This is a genomic window from Lentibacter algarum, assembly GCF_018860975.1.
Taxonomy (GTDB): domain Bacteria; phylum Pseudomonadota; class Alphaproteobacteria; order Rhodobacterales; family Rhodobacteraceae; genus Lentibacter; species Lentibacter algarum_A.
The window spans coordinates 84313-101326 of the sequence record NZ_JAHKQI010000002.1 but is presented as its reverse complement, the minus strand read 5'-3'; the positions used below and the strand labels follow the sequence as shown (position 1 = coordinate 101326).

At 56.0% G+C, this 17014-nt stretch carries 17 protein-coding genes; 8 read left to right on the top strand and 9 right to left on the bottom strand.

What is annotated here, in order from left to right:
- Window positions 1–88: 88 nt before the first annotated feature.
- Window positions 89–721 (bottom strand): ribonuclease HII, encoded by a 633-nt coding sequence (locus tag KO498_RS01160; protein ID WP_215958038.1) that lies wholly within the window; start codon window positions 719–721, stop codon window positions 89–91.
- Window positions 722–772: 51 nt separating this feature from the next.
- Window positions 773–1291, bottom strand: coding sequence for a hypothetical protein (locus KO498_RS01155; RefSeq protein WP_215958037.1), 519 nt, complete (start codon window positions 1289–1291; stop codon window positions 773–775).
- A gap of 174 nt (window positions 1292–1465) precedes the next feature.
- Here KO498_RS01155 and KO498_RS01150 point away from each other — a divergent pair, with 174 nt between their 5' ends.
- Together KO498_RS01150 and KO498_RS01145 are read left to right on the top strand one after the other, a co-directional pair.
- The gene (locus KO498_RS01150; RefSeq protein WP_215958036.1) at window positions 1466–1747 is read left to right on the top strand and encodes a hypothetical protein; all 282 of its coding nucleotides are present in this window, start codon (window positions 1466–1468) and stop codon (window positions 1745–1747) included.
- Window positions 1719–2423, top strand: coding sequence for a winged helix-turn-helix domain-containing protein (locus tag KO498_RS01145; protein ID WP_436835919.1), 705 nt, complete (start codon window positions 1719–1721; stop codon window positions 2421–2423). Before KO498_RS01150 ends, KO498_RS01145 begins: the two co-directional genes overlap by 29 nt.
- Before the next feature lie 113 nt (window positions 2424–2536).
- Here the strand turns inward: KO498_RS01145 and KO498_RS01140 are convergent, their stop codons facing one another.
- From KO498_RS01140 to KO498_RS01130, 3 genes are all read right to left on the bottom strand, one after another.
- Window positions 2537–3073, bottom strand: coding sequence for an NADPH-dependent FMN reductase (locus tag KO498_RS01140; RefSeq protein WP_215958035.1), 537 nt, complete (start codon window positions 3071–3073; stop codon window positions 2537–2539).
- A gap of 135 nt (window positions 3074–3208) precedes the next feature.
- Entirely contained in the window at window positions 3209–3868 is a 660-nt protein-coding gene (locus tag KO498_RS01135) for an OmpA family protein (RefSeq protein ID WP_215958034.1), read from the bottom strand.
- Window positions 3869–4181: 313 nt separating this feature from the next.
- Complete coding sequence (locus KO498_RS01130; RefSeq protein WP_215958033.1) at window positions 4182–5030, bottom strand: bifunctional helix-turn-helix domain-containing protein/methylated-DNA--[protein]-cysteine S-methyltransferase; 849 nt, start codon at window positions 5028–5030, stop codon at window positions 4182–4184.
- Window positions 5031–5138: 108 nt separating this feature from the next.
- On the opposite strand from KO498_RS01130, the gene nth reads away from it, so the two are divergent.
- Together nth and KO498_RS01120 are read left to right on the top strand one after the other, a co-directional pair.
- Complete coding sequence (nth, locus tag KO498_RS01125) at window positions 5139–5783, top strand: endonuclease III (RefSeq protein WP_215958032.1); 645 nt, start codon at window positions 5139–5141, stop codon at window positions 5781–5783.
- The gene (locus tag KO498_RS01120; protein WP_215958031.1) at window positions 5780–6772 is read left to right on the top strand and encodes an adenosine kinase; all 993 of its coding nucleotides are present in this window, start codon (window positions 5780–5782) and stop codon (window positions 6770–6772) included. Before nth ends, KO498_RS01120 begins: the two co-directional genes overlap by 4 nt.
- Here the strand turns inward: KO498_RS01120 and KO498_RS01115 are convergent.
- A complete protein-coding gene (locus tag KO498_RS01115) occupies window positions 6769–8121 on the bottom strand; it encodes an MmgE/PrpD family protein (protein WP_215958030.1) in 1353 nt (450 codons plus the stop codon). The two genes, KO498_RS01120 and KO498_RS01115, sit on opposite strands and share 4 nt — an antisense overlap.
- A gap of 68 nt (window positions 8122–8189) precedes the next feature.
- The gene (locus KO498_RS01110; protein ID WP_215958029.1) at window positions 8190–9008 is read right to left on the bottom strand and encodes a sulfotransferase family protein; all 819 of its coding nucleotides are present in this window, start codon (window positions 9006–9008) and stop codon (window positions 8190–8192) included.
- Window positions 9009–9146: 138 nt separating this feature from the next.
- Between KO498_RS01110 and KO498_RS01105 the strand changes: the two genes are divergently transcribed.
- The 4 genes from KO498_RS01105 to polA all read left to right on the top strand — a co-directional run bounded on the left by KO498_RS01105 (window position 9147) and on the right by polA (window position 14371).
- Window positions 9147–10724: a DUF5928 domain-containing protein gene (locus tag KO498_RS01105; protein WP_215958028.1), complete on the top strand. Its 1578-nt coding sequence runs from the start codon at window positions 9147–9149 to the stop codon at window positions 10722–10724.
- A 72-nt stretch (window positions 10725–10796) separates the two neighbouring features.
- Entirely contained in the window at window positions 10797–10970 is a 174-nt protein-coding gene (locus tag KO498_RS01100) for a zinc-finger domain-containing protein (RefSeq protein ID WP_215958027.1), read from the top strand.
- Window positions 10971–11049: 79 nt separating this feature from the next.
- Complete coding sequence (locus KO498_RS01095; RefSeq protein ID WP_215958026.1) at window positions 11050–11511, top strand: DUF1203 domain-containing protein; 462 nt, start codon at window positions 11050–11052, stop codon at window positions 11509–11511.
- Between the two features lie 70 nt (window positions 11512–11581).
- Window positions 11582–14371, top strand: a complete 2790-nt coding sequence (polA, locus tag KO498_RS01090; RefSeq protein ID WP_215958025.1) for a DNA polymerase I — start codon at window positions 11582–11584, stop codon at window positions 14369–14371.
- Between the two features lie 152 nt (window positions 14372–14523).
- Here the strand turns inward: polA and KO498_RS01085 are convergent, their stop codons facing one another.
- Both KO498_RS01085 and KO498_RS01080 read right to left on the bottom strand, forming a co-directional pair.
- Entirely contained in the window at window positions 14524–15669 is a 1146-nt protein-coding gene (locus KO498_RS01085; protein WP_215958024.1) for a TIGR03862 family flavoprotein, read from the bottom strand.
- Window positions 15666–16979 (bottom strand): mechanosensitive ion channel family protein, encoded by a 1314-nt coding sequence (locus tag KO498_RS01080; protein WP_215958023.1) that lies wholly within the window; start codon window positions 16977–16979, stop codon window positions 15666–15668. Before KO498_RS01080 ends, KO498_RS01085 begins: the two co-directional genes overlap by 4 nt.
- Window positions 16980–17014: the final 35 nt, after the last annotated feature.

Sequence of the window (17014 nt, the reverse complement as noted above, 5' to 3'; positions counted from 1 at the left end):
AGTCCGCCTCATCATCGGTGCATTTTGCACTCACTTGTTGAGACCTAGGATGATTCAAGACCGATTCGCGGTCAAATTCTTTATCTAATCAACCACTTACATTTTTTTGTTGATACAAGATGTTGTGCACCGGTTTGAACGAACGTCTATGGTGTGGGGTCACACCAAGTTGTTGAAGCGCCAACCTGTGACTTTTTGATGGGTATCCAGCGTTCGTCTCCCAGCCATACCCAGGGTAGTGTTGCGCCAATGTCGACATGACATAATCCCGCCTGATTTTGGCCACAATTGAGGCCGCAGAAATGCTCAGTGATTTGCTGTCGCCCTTGATAATCGCTTCCGCCGACACCTTAAGCCCCTTGGGCAGCAGGTTTCCGTCAATCAAACAATGGTCAGGCGGCACGGCAAGCCCAGCAACTGCTCGTTCCATAGCCAAGTGCGAAGCGCGCAGAATGTTGATCTCGTCGATCTCCTCAACACTCGCCTCCCCGATGCTCACCTCGGCACAGGCCCAAATTGCCTCGTTCAAAACTTCCCGCCGTTTGGCTGTCAGTTTCTTACTGTCGTTCAGCCCGTCGGGAATATTGGCAATGTCCAAAACCACAGCACAGGCCATAACCGGCCCCGCGAGCGGCCCGCGGCCAACCTCGTCAACACCGGCGATACGCATAAAGCCGCGCTCAAGCGCTGCCTGCTCGTAAGAATAATCAGGGCCCGTCATGTTGCCAGATGACAGACATAACAGGCCCCGATCAAGCTCTAAAAGCGTGGCTTACCCGCGGATGCTGTAACCGTGACGCTGCAAACAGTTCGGCGCAAAACCAAAACGGTTGCCACGGTTGGTTTTCACCTTAACCGAACACTTGCGCGGCAGGGTGTTGCTAAACCGGTAGTTGTTCTGCAAACACTGTGCACCCAAAATGCGTATGTTCTTGCTGCGAGATCTCAGCGTCGTCAAACACTGCCTTGGCAAGATCTTACTGCGCACCCGTGGCGGAAGTGGCCGTGGATCAACCCGCACCGGCCCGTTGTTGTGCGCATTGCCGTGGCCGTTGTTGTGGCTGTTGTGCCCGTTGTTGTTCCCGTGATGGCGGATGTAGCCATGCCCGCGCGTCACCTGAACATTGCGGTCATCTTTGCGATCACTCAACGCCTTGCCAAGCAAAAGAACAGCCGTGATGCCTACAAGAGCGCGGGCAGTGTCATGCTCTCCCGCCCGGGCCTGAGCCGAGCTAAGCCCAGTGGCAACAACAGCAGAAAGCGCGATAGCAGTGATAAATTGACGTGACATAAGAGAGTTTCCTTTCTTGGGTTGGCGGCCCCTCTGGCAGAACGGAGCCTTTGATAAACTCAAAGTCAGCCTCTCCCCCAAGACAGGCAATAACAGCGCCGTGCTATCGGATATCAGCCCCCGCAAACCCCATTGGATATTGAATAGCAGCCACAAAAAGCGCAGGTTGGCAGGATGAAACAGATCATCCTCTCATGCGCTGTGCTCGCACTTATGACAGCCCCGCTTCACGCTGGTTGCTATGCCGACTATAAAGCCAAGCAAGACAACCCGCTCAAGCTGCATTACGGCGTGGCCAGCGTGTCTGGTGCCTGCAACAAAAAGTCTGCCCGCGCCTCGCTTGCCCCCCGTCTCGCCTCAAAAGGTTGGACACTCCTCAACGTGCTTAATGTCTTCGACGACAGCGGCCTCAACCAAAGGAAAGCCAGTGCCGGACAATACTTCCTCCGCTACTGAGCGCATGATCAACCCGAGCCGCACAGTCTACCTCGGCATCGCGGCAATCGTGATTATCCTGCTTGTCGTTGCGCTGGTGCTGTTTTTCACCCTGCCCGACGCCAACGCCTTTAACGCCCGCGTCGAGCAGTTGTTTGTCGAAAATGACGACCTCACCGAGCAAGCCGAAATCAAGCTGCTCGAGTTGCTCGCCCAAACCGGCACAACATTCTCCGATACGCTCGCAAGCTACCGTTTGATCATCTTCGTGCTGTTGGTCTTCGCCGCAAGCATGCTCATCGCCGCATTTGTGTTCCTCATGCTGCTCGCCGCTTTCTCCCGCCGCATGACAGCCATCGAACGCTCCGGCATTCAAGTCAACTCACTGCTCATCAGTCGCGAGGAAAACGCCGTCTACCTCAACAACATGGGCTTCACCCTGACACCCGCAGCAATGGAAACTCTCTCTGTCCTCGCCGAGGCCCGCATGGACGACGACGTGATGACAGGTGCCGAGCTTGAAGCCGTGATATCAGGCCGCCTCGCGGTTGACTGCGAAGAAGCCGCCGGTGCCACCCGCATCAAACGCCTGCGCGACGCGTTGGGCAATCAGCTGGTTTCAGAACTGCTGGTCAAAAACATCGCCCGCCGCGGCTATATCCTCAGCATCGACAAAAACGTTATCCAAGTACTCTAGCGGCAAAACCGGAAACACATCTCCACTCTTTTTCTTGGTATAAATATCCCGGGGAGCGCGAGGGGCTGGCCCCTCGCTTACATCGGATTTTGCAAAGCAAAATTCGATACTCTTCAAACAGCCGCGCGCAGTTTTTCCATCAGCGCCGTAAGGTTGTTCACATACATCTCGCCCTTAAGCTGCCCCGCGTCGTCAAACGCCTCAAAGCTCCCGGCAACAGCAACCAGCGGCCCGCTGACAATGCGCGGCGCAAAGTTGGTCATGCATGACAACAACATCACCTGTGCTTGGTTGCCGCCCCCGCGCCCCGCAGCCGCCGACATAAGCGCCACCGGCTTGCTCGCCCACGGGTTGTCCTCGACACGGCTCACCCAATCCAGTGCGTTTTTCAAAACACCGCTGATCGCGCCGTTATACTCCGGCGTCGAAATAACAACCGCATCGGCCTCGCTGACTTGCTTTGCCAGCGCTTCAACGCGCGCAGGCACCCCGCTTTTGGCCTCATCGTCGCCGTCATATAGCGGCAGCTGCAAGTCGGCCTCGCTATAGTCTACATCGCCAGCCAGCCGTGCAGCTTCTTTCAGCAGCATCCGGTTGGTCGAGCCTTCGCGCAGCGCCCCTGAAATTCCGAGAAGTTTTATCGTCGCCATATCGGCCTCCATTGATTGTTGCGTCAACCTAGGCACAGTCCGCGCACAGCGCAATTCGCATCACCGCACACTCGATGTGCACAAAAAAAGCCCCGCCAAACAGGCAGGGCTTTCTTCAAACAAATTTCACCAAACCTAGCTGGTCGGAACAATCACAATCTCGACCCGGCGGTTTTGTTGGCGGCCTTCCGGCGTCAGGTTGCTGGCGACAGGCTGGTCTTCACCGCGGCCCACTGCCTGCATCCGGCTGGTTGTTACACCTTCACTGGCAAGCACCTGCGTCACGGCTTGCCCACGGCGCAGCGACAGATCAAAGTTGTAGCCAGCATCGCCGACATTGTCGGTGTGGCCGATCACCTGAACAGTCGAGTTCGGGTAGGCCTGCAAACTGCCGGCAACGGCTCTGATATCACGGTTGATGTCGGGGCGCAGCGTTGCGCTTCCGGTGGCGAACAGAATGTCCTGCGCCATCGTTACAATCAGCCGGTCACCGGTGTTCTGGATGGTGGCACCGTTGCCCAGTTCCTGACGCAAGTCGGCTTCCTGTTTGTCGAGCAGCGCACCACTGATGCCGCCAACACCCGCACCGATCAGCGCGCCCTTAACAGCACCGCGCTTTTCGTCGCTGCTGGTCAGCGCGCCAAGAACAGCACCCGCGGCAGCACCAATCATCGCACCGTTTTTGGTCTTCTGGTTGGGGTCGTCGGGGCTGACAAGCGGCCCTTCTGTGCAACCCGCAACTGCAAAAATCGAAAGCGCGCAAAGAGCGCCGGTAAACTTGTTCAAAAATTTCATACTATGCCTCATTACATTGGTCGCTCATCGTGGCGACTTCCTTGTTGAGTATATGCTAAAACCTGCGCGCTCCAAACACTCAAACAAACGTGATCGGCAGCAATTCGCCCATCTTGGCCGCCTGCAACACCCAGCAGCGAACGGTCGGTTAAGTTAATATCGCTTAAGACGCCGGGCGCGATCGTCTGCACGCATTATGCACTATGGTATGCACTGTGGTATGCACGCAAGTCACCTGCGAATGGCTCGCAGCAAACAAGGTTAACGTCTTCAAACGCTGGCGTCATTCGGCCTTCGGAAATTCATGATAACCCTATTTTGCAAGGCTATCCTCGCGCGCCGACTCCCAAGCCAGCAAAGCACGCTTCACTGGCAAGCCCCAGTGATACCCGCCAAGAGCACCCGACTTTCGCAAAGCACGGTGACACGGAATGAGCCAGCTCACCGGGTTGCGGCCAACAGCCGTTCCCACTGCCCTCACTGCTTTGGGGCTGCCAACGGCTCCGGCGATCTCAGAGTATGTTGTCACATGCCCCGTCGGCACCTTTAACAACGCCTCCCAAACCTTGATCTGAAAAGGCGCGCCAATGAGGTGCAAAGCCGTTTCGCCGTCCTGCGCAAACGCGGCTTTCACCCAAGGTTCAAGCGCTGTTTCGTCCTGCTCATACACCGCATTCGGCCAGCGGCTGCGCATATCGCGCATGGCCTCTTCCGGCCCCGTTTCTGCAACGAAAGCCAAGCCGCAAATGCCCTTCGCCGTGCCCATCACAAGCGCTTCTCCGAAGGGGCTGTCAAACCAGCCAAAGCGCACTGTCAGCCCCTCTCCCCTGCGGGCAAACTCGCCGGGGCTCATTGCCTCCCAGCGCAGGAACATGTCGTGCAAACGCCCCGACCCCGACAAACCGATCTCGTGCGAAACATCAAGTGTTGTCATACGGTTAGTCAGCATCTCCTTGGCCTGCCCAAGCTGCAAATACTGCTGATAACGCTTTGGAGACACCCCGACCCAGCTTGAGAAAACCCGCTGAAAATGCGCCGAAGACATGTTCATCTGCTTGGCCAGACCTTCAAGCGATAGCGTCTCTTCAGCGGCGTCGATGATCTCCAACGCGCGGCGCATCATTTGGTAGTGATACTGGCCCTCGGGCTCTTGCATGGTCATAGCATGTCCTCCTGACCTAAGCCTAGCCAACCCGCCGCCTATGCGCGACCCGTTTCATGCGCAAATCTTACGCTTGAAAAACGCGGCTCCGAAAGGCATACCCCGCCCATGGCCAAGCAACTTGATTACCACACAATCCGCGAGATATTTACCCGCTTTCAAAAGGCCGACCCCGCACCTGTTGGCGAACTTGACCATGTCAATGTTTTCACGCTCGTCGTCGCTGTTGCCCTTTCTGCACAGTCAACTGATGTCGGCGTAAACAGGGCTACGCGCGAGCTGTTCAAGATCGCCGATACGCCCGAGAAAATGCTCGCTCTCGGCGAGGAAGGTGTCATTGAGCACATCAAGACAATCGGGCTGTTTCGCAACAAAGCCAAGAACGTGATCAAGCTCTCGCGCATCCTTGTTGACGAGTATAACAGCGAGGTTCCAAATTCGCGCGCAGCCCTTATTTCATTACCCGGTGTGGGCCGAAAGACAGCAAATGTCGTGCTCAATATGTGGTGGCGTGCCCCTGCTCAGGCCGTCGATACGCACATCTTTCGCGTCGGAAACCGCTCGGGTATTTGCCCGGGAAAGGACGTCGACGCCGTTGAACGTGCGATCGAAGATAACATCCCGACAGACTTTCAACTCCACGCCCATCACTGGCTTATTTTACATGGCCGATATCACTGCAAAGCCCGCAAACCTTTGTGTGGAACATGCATCATCCGCGATCTCTGCGAATACAAGGAAAAGAACCTATGAAAACCTATCAAATCGTCGGAATCGGCAATGCTGTCGTCGACGTTATAACCCAGTCTGATGACAGCTTTCTTGAGCAAATGGGCATCGATAAAGGTATCATGCAGTTGATCGAAACCGACCGCGCGCAGCTGCTCTATGCCGCGATGGAAAGCCGTGTTCAAACACCCGGTGGCTCGGTTGCCAACACCATTGCTGGCCTTGGAAACCTCGGCCTGAAGACAGGCTTCATCGGCCGCGTTCACGACGATGCTTTGGGGCAATTCTACGCTGACGCGATGGCCAAAGACGGAACCGATTTCGTCAACGCGCCTGTCGCCGGCGGTGAGCTGCCAACATCACGTTCGATGATCTTCGTGTCGCCCGATGGCGAGCGCTCGATGAACACCTACCTTGGAATTTCAGCCGAACTCGGCCCAGATGACGTTGACGAAGCGGTCACTTCAAACGCCGAAATCGTCTTTCTTGAGGGCTATCTGTTTGACAAAGACAAAGGCAAAGAAGCCTTCATCCGCACCGCCAGAACTTGCCGTGCAGCAGGCGGAAAAGCAGGCATCGCGATCTCTGATCCTTTCTGCGTCGAACGTCACCGCGACGACTTTATCAGCCTGATCGAGAACGAGATGGACTATGTGATCGGCAACGAAGACGAGATCAAATCGCTCTATCAACTCGGTGATCTCGATGCCGATCTTGCGCGTGTTTCTTCTGTTTGTCCTCTGGTGGTTTGCACCCGCTCGGGCGACGGCGTCAGCATCATTCACAACGGCGAGCGCATCGATATTTCGGTTGAAAAAGTTGTTCCCGTTGACGCCACAGGCGCCGGTGATCAGTTCGCTGCGGGCTTTCTTTACGGGCTATCAACAGGCCGCGACATGGCCACATGCGGGCGCATGGGCAATATCTGCGCCGCCGAGGTGATCAGCCACATGGGCCCACGCCCCGAGGTGCCGATGCTCAACATGTTCCGCCGCGACGGCCTTGTTGACTAAGGCGCCTCAAGCGCCAAATCAAGCAGTTCAGCAAAGCCCTCTGCATCGAGCGTATCAAAGCGCTGGCAGAGGGCTTTGAGTTTTTCGGCGCGAGGCCTTCCAAGCACCGGATCAGCGAACAGGTGATACTTGTCGTCCATTTCCGCAGCGCTCAGCGGGTTATCAACATCACCCCGTGCGCTTTGTGGCTCTGCGCTATAGCGCCTACCATCCTTGGTGATTAACGTCACCTGCGCCCAGCGCTTGTCGACACTGATTGCAGTCATTTCGTCATCGTCGATCAGCTCGGTCGCCTCGGAAATCCGCAAAATATCAGCATCGGTGAGCACGCTGTCGTGCATTTCATCAGCACCAAAACCGCCCCGCACGATCACCGTCGCGACAGGAAATGCGATCGAATAGGCAAGCTCGTCCATGCTCGTTGGGCGGTGCCCTGCAAGCCGTGTGGCGTAGTGAAATGTTCTGATTTCGACCTTGGCAATCTCGTAGTGTGCAAGTCCGTGCTCTTGCATCAGGCCGATCGCCGCATCCATCGACGGGTGCGCCCAACGGCAGCAAGGATACTTCTTGTAATGCGTGTCAGCGAGCGTCATCCAGCTTTCACCAAGACCCTCCCAATAGGGCGCGGCCTCATCGCTTTCGCAAGTCAGGGCTGGTGCTCCGGTAAAGCTGTCAAGCGCGAGATAACCCGCCGTAACGCCCGTTGGCGCGCCCCAACCGACACCGTCACGCACCATGCTCGGATGATCAATACAGCGCATCATCTGGCTGCGTGGGCCGTGATACTCGGCAATCCCTGCGGCGTGTCTGAGTTGCTCTTGCGTGGCCCCCAACATGCGCCCAACTGCGACGGCAACACCAACAGCCGTCCACGAGCCGGATGTGTGGTAGTCGGGGCATGTCGCGTGTTGGGCCTTGCCAGCACGGCTGCTGACTTCATAAGCGAGCGCCAGCCAAAGCGCGAAGTCAGCGCCGGTAACAACGCGGCCTTCCGAGCGCAGCGCATCGGCAACAGCCAAAAGCGCCGGAAACACCGCCGAGCCGACGTGGCCCTTGTTGGGGGTGGTTCCGTCATGGGCATCAATGCTGTCGACAGTAAACGCCCCCGCCATCGCCGCACCAACGGGGCTGGCTTTGCGCCCGTCCAGTAGCATGCGACTAGCGCCCGCCGTTCCCGCGCCAAAAAGCCGAACCGTGCTCGCCTTGGCCGCATTTGACATGTCACTGCGAGAGCCGATCGCCGCAACACCCATTGTGTCGGCAAAGCTGACACGCAATAGCGCGCGCATCTCTTCGGGGATGTCGGCGTAACTCAGGCCTGCAGCAAACTCTTCGAACTTGACAGTCATAGCACACTCCACTTGCTCAGATGAACAGTGACAGAGTTGTGCTATTTGAAAAGCCTTAAATTGTCAGTTTATTCACCGAGTTTCGCGTGCACTTCATCAAGGTCGATCTCACCAATCGGCATCTTGTTCGCAGGATCGTGGAAATCATATTTGAACAGGTCAAAGTCGCGCTTGAAAATCTCGTAAACGAGGTGCTTTGAAAGATCATCAAAGTAGTCCTCGACAGGGTGCAAGCGCTTCGGCCCGTGCCCTTCAGATTCGTTAAACCGGGGGATGTCTTTGAGCAAAACCTTATGCGGCGTCTCGATCGCATCAAGCACGTCCTGCATGCCGTCGTTAAACTGCTCTGTCCAAAAGATTTTGTCGTAGCGCCCGCCGTTGGCGATAAAGGTGCTCACATGGCCCGACATCGCACTCCAGTGAATGTCAGGGTCCATCGGGCGGCGCCATCTGATGGTGTCACGCGCGAACAACAGAAAGCGGCGGAAGCTTTTAACTTGGTCGAACTCTTCCTTGCCATCCTCACCACCAACTTCAATGCCGTATTTCTGGATAAGCAGCGGCACAAGGTTGCCCCGATAGCGGCGACCATTGCGCTGAATTCCGCAGATTTTGTCAAAGAAGCTTGAGAGAATCCGCGTGTAAGGGTTGCGAACGCAGGTGAAGGCATAGGAGTTGTGGGTTTTGACATTGGCGTTGATCAGCGGCTGGCTGTCTTCGCGGGCCCACTTGTGCAGGCCTTCGCTGGCGTCATGAATGTCGCCATCAAAAAACTCGCCGTGATCAGAGTAATACATGATCTGACCAATGGTCGAGCAGGCACACTTGGGCACAACGCGATAAACTACGCTCTCGCTTTCAGTCATCCATGTTCCGGGAAAACCCATGTTACTCTTCCTCCAAATCGTGCCTTTGCGGTTCTATCCACAATTTATGAACAAATTCCGATTAATTCCTGTTTATTCAACGGCAGTTCACCTTTATCAAGTAAACAATAGTGCAAACTAGGGGTAAACGTTTCCAAAATGGCAAAAATCGCCTTCATATTGCTTTGCCACAAAGACCCTGAGGCGATTATCAAGCAGGCAGAACGCCTTACAGCTGTAGGCGACTACATGTCGGTTCACTTTGATGCCAGCGCTGACCCCAAACTTTACAAGCAAGTGCGCGAGGCGCTTGATAGCAATCCGAACGTCACTTTCGCCAAAAAACGGATCAAATGTGGCTGGGGCGAGTGGAGCCTTGTGCAGGCCTCGCTACATGCCGTCGAAGCCGCAGTTGAGGCCTTCCCGCGCGCCACGCATTTTTACATGCTGTCCGGCGACTGTATGGCCATCAAGTCAGCCGAGTATACCCACGAGCTGCTTGATCGCGCCGATGTCGACTATATCGAGAGTTTTGACTATTTCGAAAGTGACTGGATCAAAACCGGCATGAAAGAAGAGCGGCTGATATACCGTCACTTCTTTAACGAGCGCACGCAGAAGCGGCGCTTTTATGCGGCCTTCAATTTGCAACGCAAACTCGGCCTGACACGCAAAGTACCTGAAGATATTCAGGTTCAAATCGGCTCTCAGTGGTGGTGTTTACGGCGGCGCACGGTTGAGTGGATCATCGACTTCACCAAGAAGCGAAAAGACGTCATGCGATTCTTTCGCACAACCTGGATCCCCGACGAGACGTTTTTTCAAACGCTGGTGCGGCATCTGGTGCCTGAACACGAGATCAAAACCCGCACACTGACGTTCTTGATGTTCACCGACTACGGCATGCCAGTGACATTTTATAACGATCACTATGACCTGCTGCTCAGTCAAGACTACCTGTTCGCGCGCAAGATCAGCCCTGAGGCCAAGGAGCTGAAACGCAGGCTCGGGCTGCTCTATGCGACACGCGGTTGGGAGTTCAAAATTTCCAATGAGGGCGCAAGCCTGTTCAAGTTTCTCACCAACCGTGGCCGTGTCGGCCGCCGTTTCGGTCTCAGGTTTTGGGAGAATGAAGGCTCGCTAGGCCGTGAACGTGAATTGCTGATCATCGTCAGTAAAAAATGGCATGTTGCCAAGCGCCTTGTCGAGCGTATCCGCTCCATGACAAACGTGCCCTGCATCGAGTATCTGTTCAACGAAGACGCGACTGAGCTGCCTGACCTCGGCGGCATCCAGTCAACCATGAGCAAGCGGCATCGGCACCGTCGCGCGCTTATTCGGATGCTGTTTGACTACTATGAAACCGACCAACTGGTGATCTGTCTTGATCCCAGCAACCTCGATTTGCTCAATGATTTCTGCAGCGACCGCGCCAAGACACGTCTGCTTGAAATCGACAGTCAGTTTTCCGATGAATACCTGACGGGCCACGCAATGCGCGTTGGACTCGCCGGAGAAAAGACGCCGCGCGAAACGCTTGAAAGGCTCCTGCCAACGATCAAAGCCGATATGCTGTTCGAAAGTGACATGATCCGCGACGCCAACTTTGACAATCATTATCGCATTCGTCAGTCAGCCAGTGTTGAAGACAACGCCATCGCACTTTCCTACTTTCTGGAAACCAGCCCGGAAAAAGCTTATGCGATCGCCAATATCGAACATCTCTTTGCCGATTGAACTTGCTTGCCCCCGCGCGGCACATGTTTCATATTCGCAGCAACACAAGACTGCCCGTAAAAGGAAGCCCGCATGACAACGCAAGCCCCCGAAACCAAGATTGTTGATACATACCGCTTTGCCTGTGACGGCGGCGAAGGCGGCCACCCGCGCGTTTGGCTGCAAATCCCCAGCGAGCACGGTTGGGTTGAATGCCCCTATTGCGACTGCAAATATGTGCATAAAGACTTTGAAGGCAAAGTCTGAAGCCAGCTACATTTGAGCAAGAAACGGGTCGCCCACGGGCGGCCTTTTTGTTTGTTTGGCCTTCAACAAGGAGACAGACATGACAACCTACGCAGGAATGCCCCAAGCCGAGGCCGACGCCCTACGCGCAGGCGGGCCAGACGCCTACGGAACCCCAGCCGAGCGCTCGATATCCAGCGGAGCAGGCAACCCCTGCCGCTGTTGTTTGCAAAATGTGCCCGAAGGCGCGGAAATGCTGATCTGCGCGCACAAGCCTTTCACCGCCAATCAGCCCTACGCCGAGACAGGGCCTATCTTCCTTTGCGCTGATCACTGCGAAGTAAAAGGCACATTTTTGCCGCCCGTGCTAACGACGTCACCCGACTATCTGCTCAAAGCCTACTCACATGACGAGCGGATCATTTACGGCACAGGGCAGATCACCGCGAAATCCGAACTCGAAAGCTACGCTTCGAGCCTGCTTGCGCGCGATGATGTTGCCTTCGTCGATGTCCGCTCATCACGCAACAACTGCTGGCAGGTGCGGATAACAGGCGACTAAGCCGAGTTCCCCCTTTATGCCCCCGCCGCAACGTGGCAAACCTGTGGGCAACTCATAAGGGAGATGCGCGATGACACAGTTTGGCAAGGGGTGCCACTTGCACCTGATTGATGGCTCCGCCTTCATCTTTCGTGCCTATCACGCTCTGCCGCCCCTAACGCGCAAGTCTGATGGCCTGCCCATCGGCGCGGTTGCGGGCTTTTGCAACATGCTGCACCGCTATATCGAGGGCAACACAGGCGCCGATGCGCCGACACATGTCGCGGTGATCTTCGACAAAGGCAGCCACACCTTTCGCAACGAGTTGTATGACCTCTACAAAGCCAACCGCGAGGCCATGCCAGAAGACTTGCGCCCGCAAATGCCGCTCACCCGCCGCGCGACTGTTGCTTTCAACATCGCCTGCGAAGAGATGGAAGGCTATGAGGCCGACGACATCATCGCCACGCTGTCTTGCCAAGCGCGCGACGCTGGCGGGCGGGTAACGATCATCAGCTCTGACAAAGACATGATGCAACTTGTCGGTGGCGGTGTTGAAATGCTCGACGCGATGAAGAACCGCCGGATTGATGTCGAAGGCGTCGAAGAGAAGTTCGGCGTTGGCCCGTCGCGCGTGATCGACGTGCAAGCCCTCGCTGGTGACACCGCCGACAACGTGCCCGGCGCACCTGGTATCGGCATCAAAACCGCCGCGCTTTTGATCAACGAGTATGGCGACCTCGAGAGCCTGCTTGATCGCGCCGAAGAGATCAAACAGCCCAAGCGCCGCCAGACGCTGATCGACAATCGTGCCCAGATCGAGCTTTCCAAAAAACTGGTCACGCTTGATTGCAACACGCCGCTCAACTTCACGCTTGATAGCTTGGAAGTGCGCGACCCCGAGCCAGACACCCTGCTCAACTTTTTGGCCGAGATGGAGTTCCGCACCCTCAGCAAACGTGTCGCTGAACAACTCGGAGCCGAAGCGCCGGAGATTGTCGAAGTTGAGGCCGCTGCCAGCACCCCCGATGCGCCCTCGTTTGAAGAGGCAACTTACGAGAAAGTTAGCACCGTCGAAGAGCTACAGCAGTGGATCGACCTCGCCAACGCCCGTGGCTTTGTCGCTGTCGACACCGAGACAACCTCGCTCAACGAGATGATCGCCGAGCTTGTCGGTATTTCGCTCTGCGTTGAGGCGGGGCATGCCTGCTACATTCCGCTCGGCCACAAAGACGGCGAAGAGGGCGCGCTGTTTGGCTCCGATGACCTCAAGGAAGGCCAACTTGGGCTGGAACAGTGCCTAAAAATGCTCAAACCGCTGCTGGAAGATGAGGCCGTCCTCAAGATCGGCCAGAACATGAAATATGACGCCAAAATCTTCAAGCGCTACGGTGTTTCTCTCGCGCCATATGATGACACGATGCTGATGTCCTACGCCCTGCACGCAGGCGAGCATAACCACGGTATGGATGCCCTTTCCGAGCGCTACCTCAGCCACAACCCGATCCCGATCAAAACGCTGCTCGGCACTGGCAAAGCTGCGATCACCTTTGACAAAGTCGGTATCGACGACGCCGTTACATATGCCGCGGAAGACGCCGACATCACCCTGCGCCTCTGGCAGGTGTTCAAGCCCAAGCTGCATGTCAAAAACGTCACTTCTGTCTATGAGCGGCTTGAGCGCCCCCTATCCCCCGTGCTTGCGCAAATGGAGATGCACGGCATCAAAGTTGACCGCGACACTCTGAGTCGCATGTCCAACGCCTTCGCCCAGAAAATGGCTGGATTAGAGTCTGAAATTCATGAGCTCGCAGGCCGCAGCTTCAACGTTGGCAGCCCGAAACAACTCGGTGAAATCCTGTTTGACGAGATGGGCCTTGAGGGCGGCAAAAAGGGCAAAACGGGCGCCTATGCCACTGGCGCTGATATTTTGGAAGACCTCGCGACAGAGCACGACTTGCCTGCGCGGGTGCTCGACTGGCGGCAGCTTTCAAAGCTCAAAAGCACCTACACCGACGCCCTGCAAGAGCACATCAACCCAGACACCGGCCGCGTCCACACCTCCTATGTACAGACAGGTGCAACCACCGGTCGTCTCGCGTCAAGTGATCCGAACTTGCAGAACATCCCCGTGCGCTCGGAAGATGGCCGCCGCATCCGCGAGGCCTTTATCGCCGAGGAAGGCAAGACTCTGATCAGCCTTGACTACAGCCAGATCGAACTGCGCATTTTGGCGCATACCGCCGGAATAGAGACGCTCAAGCAAGCCTTTCGCGACGGGCAAGACATCCACGCCATGACCGCTTCCGAGATATTTGATGTCCCGCTCGACGAGATGACCCGCGAAGTGAGAAGCCGCGCCAAGGCGATCAACTTCGGGGTTATCTACGGCATCTCGGGCTTTGGCCTTGCGCGCAATCTGCGTATCCCGCGCGGCGAAGCACAAGACTTCATCAACCGCTATTTCGAGCGCTTCCCCGGCATTCGCACCTACATGGACGAGACCGTCGAGTTCGCCAAAGAGCATGGCTATGTGCAAACGCTCTTTGGCCGCAAAATCCACACCCCCGAGATCGCTGCGAAAGGCCCGCGCGCAGGTTTTGCCAAACGTGCTGCCATCAACGCCCCGATCCAAGGCACAGCCGCCGACGTTATCCGCCGCGCGATGATCAGAATGCCGGATGCGATTGCTGACTTGCCAGCCAAGATGCTGTTGCAAGTCCACGATGAACTGTTGTTTGAAGTCGAAAACGACGCCATCGACGAGACAATTGCGCGCGCGCGCGATGTGATGGAAGGTGCTGCCGAGCCAGCCGTAAAAATCGACGTGAAGCTGGAAGTCGACGCTGGCCAGGGCGCGAACTGGGCAGAAGCGCATTAAGAGCAACGCGCGCTCTGTTAAGTTAATTTCGGTTAACACTCGGCTGCAAAACTGTATGCACGCGTTATGCACTAGAATATGCACTGTGGTATGCACCCGTTGCGCAGGCTGCTTTTTCCCGGGTTTCACCGTTAACCGCTACAAACGCGGCTTTACGTTTTGTTAACCCACGCAGCTGCATGTTGCCCCGCCCACTTACCTGTCGCGAGGCACGCGGTAATCAAATAACCGCCAGTCGGAGCCTCCCAATCAAGCATTTCACCCGCCGCAAAAACACCTGGTTGGTTCCTAAGCATGAGGCCGTCATCAAGCGCCTCAAAGCGCAGTCCGCCCGCAACCGATATCGCTTCATCAAGCGGTCGTGGGCGGTCGAGCTTGATCGGCAGGTTCTTGAGTTTTTCAGCGGTGGAGCCATCTCCATTCTTGCCAAACTCAAAGAACAACGCGCGTTTCGCTGCCGGAATTTTCAGCCGCTTCAATGCATTGGGCAAGCTTTGTTTGCCTGCCTTCTTCAGCCGTGCTTCTACTTCTTCAAGCGGAGTTTTTGGCAGCAAATCAAGCCGCAATTCAGCCCCTTCGCGCAGCGCTTTTGACATGGCGTAAACACCGCTGCCCTCAATGCCACGTTGGGAAATCACGAACTCACCAAGGTGTTCTTGCTCCCCCGCGATCAAGCGAACAGCCTTAACAGGCGCGCCGAAATGCGGTGTCATATGCTGCGACCAGCTCACTTCAAACCCCATATTCGCAGGCTTGAACGGCGCTACACTGTCAGCAAAATGCTCGGCCCACTTCCCGTCCGATCCAAGCCGAGACCAGCTCGCACCGCCGCAAGCCAGCACCGTGACATCAGGCGCAAATTCAACACGGCCTTCGGGCGTTTCAAAGTCGTTACCGCCCAGCCATTTCCAGCGCGTTTTGAGAGTAACACCTTGTTCTTGTAGACGTTTCAACCACTCTCGCAAAAGCGGCGAGGCCTTCATTGCTTCTGGAAAAACCCGGCCGGAACTGCCCGTGAAAACACTTTGATCAAGCCAGTTGGCCCAAGCTTTTACGTTCTGCGGCCCGAAAGCTTCGAGCATCGGACGCAGCTCATTGGCGCTCTCTCCGAAGGCCTCGATAAACTCGTCTTTTGGCTCGTCCTTGGTGAGGTTCAGGCCCGACTTCCCTGCCATCAAAAGCTTGCGCGCGGGCGAGGGTTTTGCCTCGGCGATCGTCACTTTCAAGCCGGCGTTTGCCAACTCCTGCGCCGCCATAAGCCCCGCAGGCCCCGCGCCAATTACGAGTGCCTGTTTCATTTGCCAGCCTTGTCGCGAAGTTCCACAACACGGTGCGGATAAGGGATCTCGATGTTGTTATCACGCAGCGCATTCCAGATCAAAAACAGCACATCCGAGGTGAACTTGTTCTTACCGTCGTCAAGCCCGTTCACCCAGAATTCGACACAGAAGTCGACACCGCTTTCGCCAAACCCACGCAGCTCACAGTCGGGCGGATAGGGCGCGTCAAGCACCCCCTCATGCGTGGCAACGGCGGCCTCAACGATTGCTGGTATTTTGTTGATGTCGGTATCGTAACTAACTGAAAAGTCGGCTTCATACCGGTTGGCGCTGCCTGAGTCCGAGTAGTTCACCACGCGCGTTGTAATGAAGTCCTCGTTGGGCACCACGATCCAGCGACCATCGAATGTTTCAAGTATTGCAGCGCGTGCAGTCATCTTAACGATCGTGCCTGCCTCGCCGCCGTCAAGCTCGACAAAGTCGCCAACAGTCGCCTGTCCTTCGAGCAACAAAATAACGCCAGAAATAAAGTTCGAGGCGATCTTTTGCAGGCCAAACCCGAGGCCAACACCGATCGCACCACCGAGCACCGCAAGTGAGGTGAGAGAGATGCCCATAATGTTCATCAGCAGCAGGAAGGCCACGCCAAAGATCACCATTTCAGCCGTTTTGGCAGCAAGCGTGCGCGTTGCAGGCGGCATCTCGTTTTGCTTGGAAATAAAGGCATGTGACTGATCGTTTGACCAACGCCCAAGCCAGAATAGCAGCGAGCCGGCTATGATGCCCCGCACGAGTGACATCAAGGAAAAGCTGATGTTTCCGAGGCTGACAACAGTTGCTGTAAGCCATGCACTGGCAAAATCAAGAAAGCCGAGCGCATAGAGCGCCATAATCGGGATCAGCACATAGCGGCCAAGCAGTTTCAAAAATGGATCGCGCAGAATTTCGTTTACGAGTATGCGCGCAGCAAGGAGCAGGAACACCCGTTTGCCGAAGGCAATAACCGCACCCGAACCAAAAAACGACCGCGTAACGCTTTCGCCAACACCAGTGAATAGGTAGGCCATAAGCGGCAGCAGCAATGGAATGAAAATCAACACAAAACGCCGGGATGTAGCGATGATGTTTTGCTGGTCTTCAGGTGGCGTAAGCAGGTCGCTCAACCGCGGGCGAAGCCTACGTGCAATGAAAATCGCCAGGAGAAACGCCACGATCAAAAGGGCAAACTGCGACCATGCAGCAGGGCTAAGCAACCAGTTTTTCGCGAGGTCAACGCCTTGCTCAGCCAAGCTTATGCCTTTCTGAACGATCTCCGGATAGTCTTCCATTGCAGCCGCCTTTTTTGTGCCTAAGCCAAGGTTGT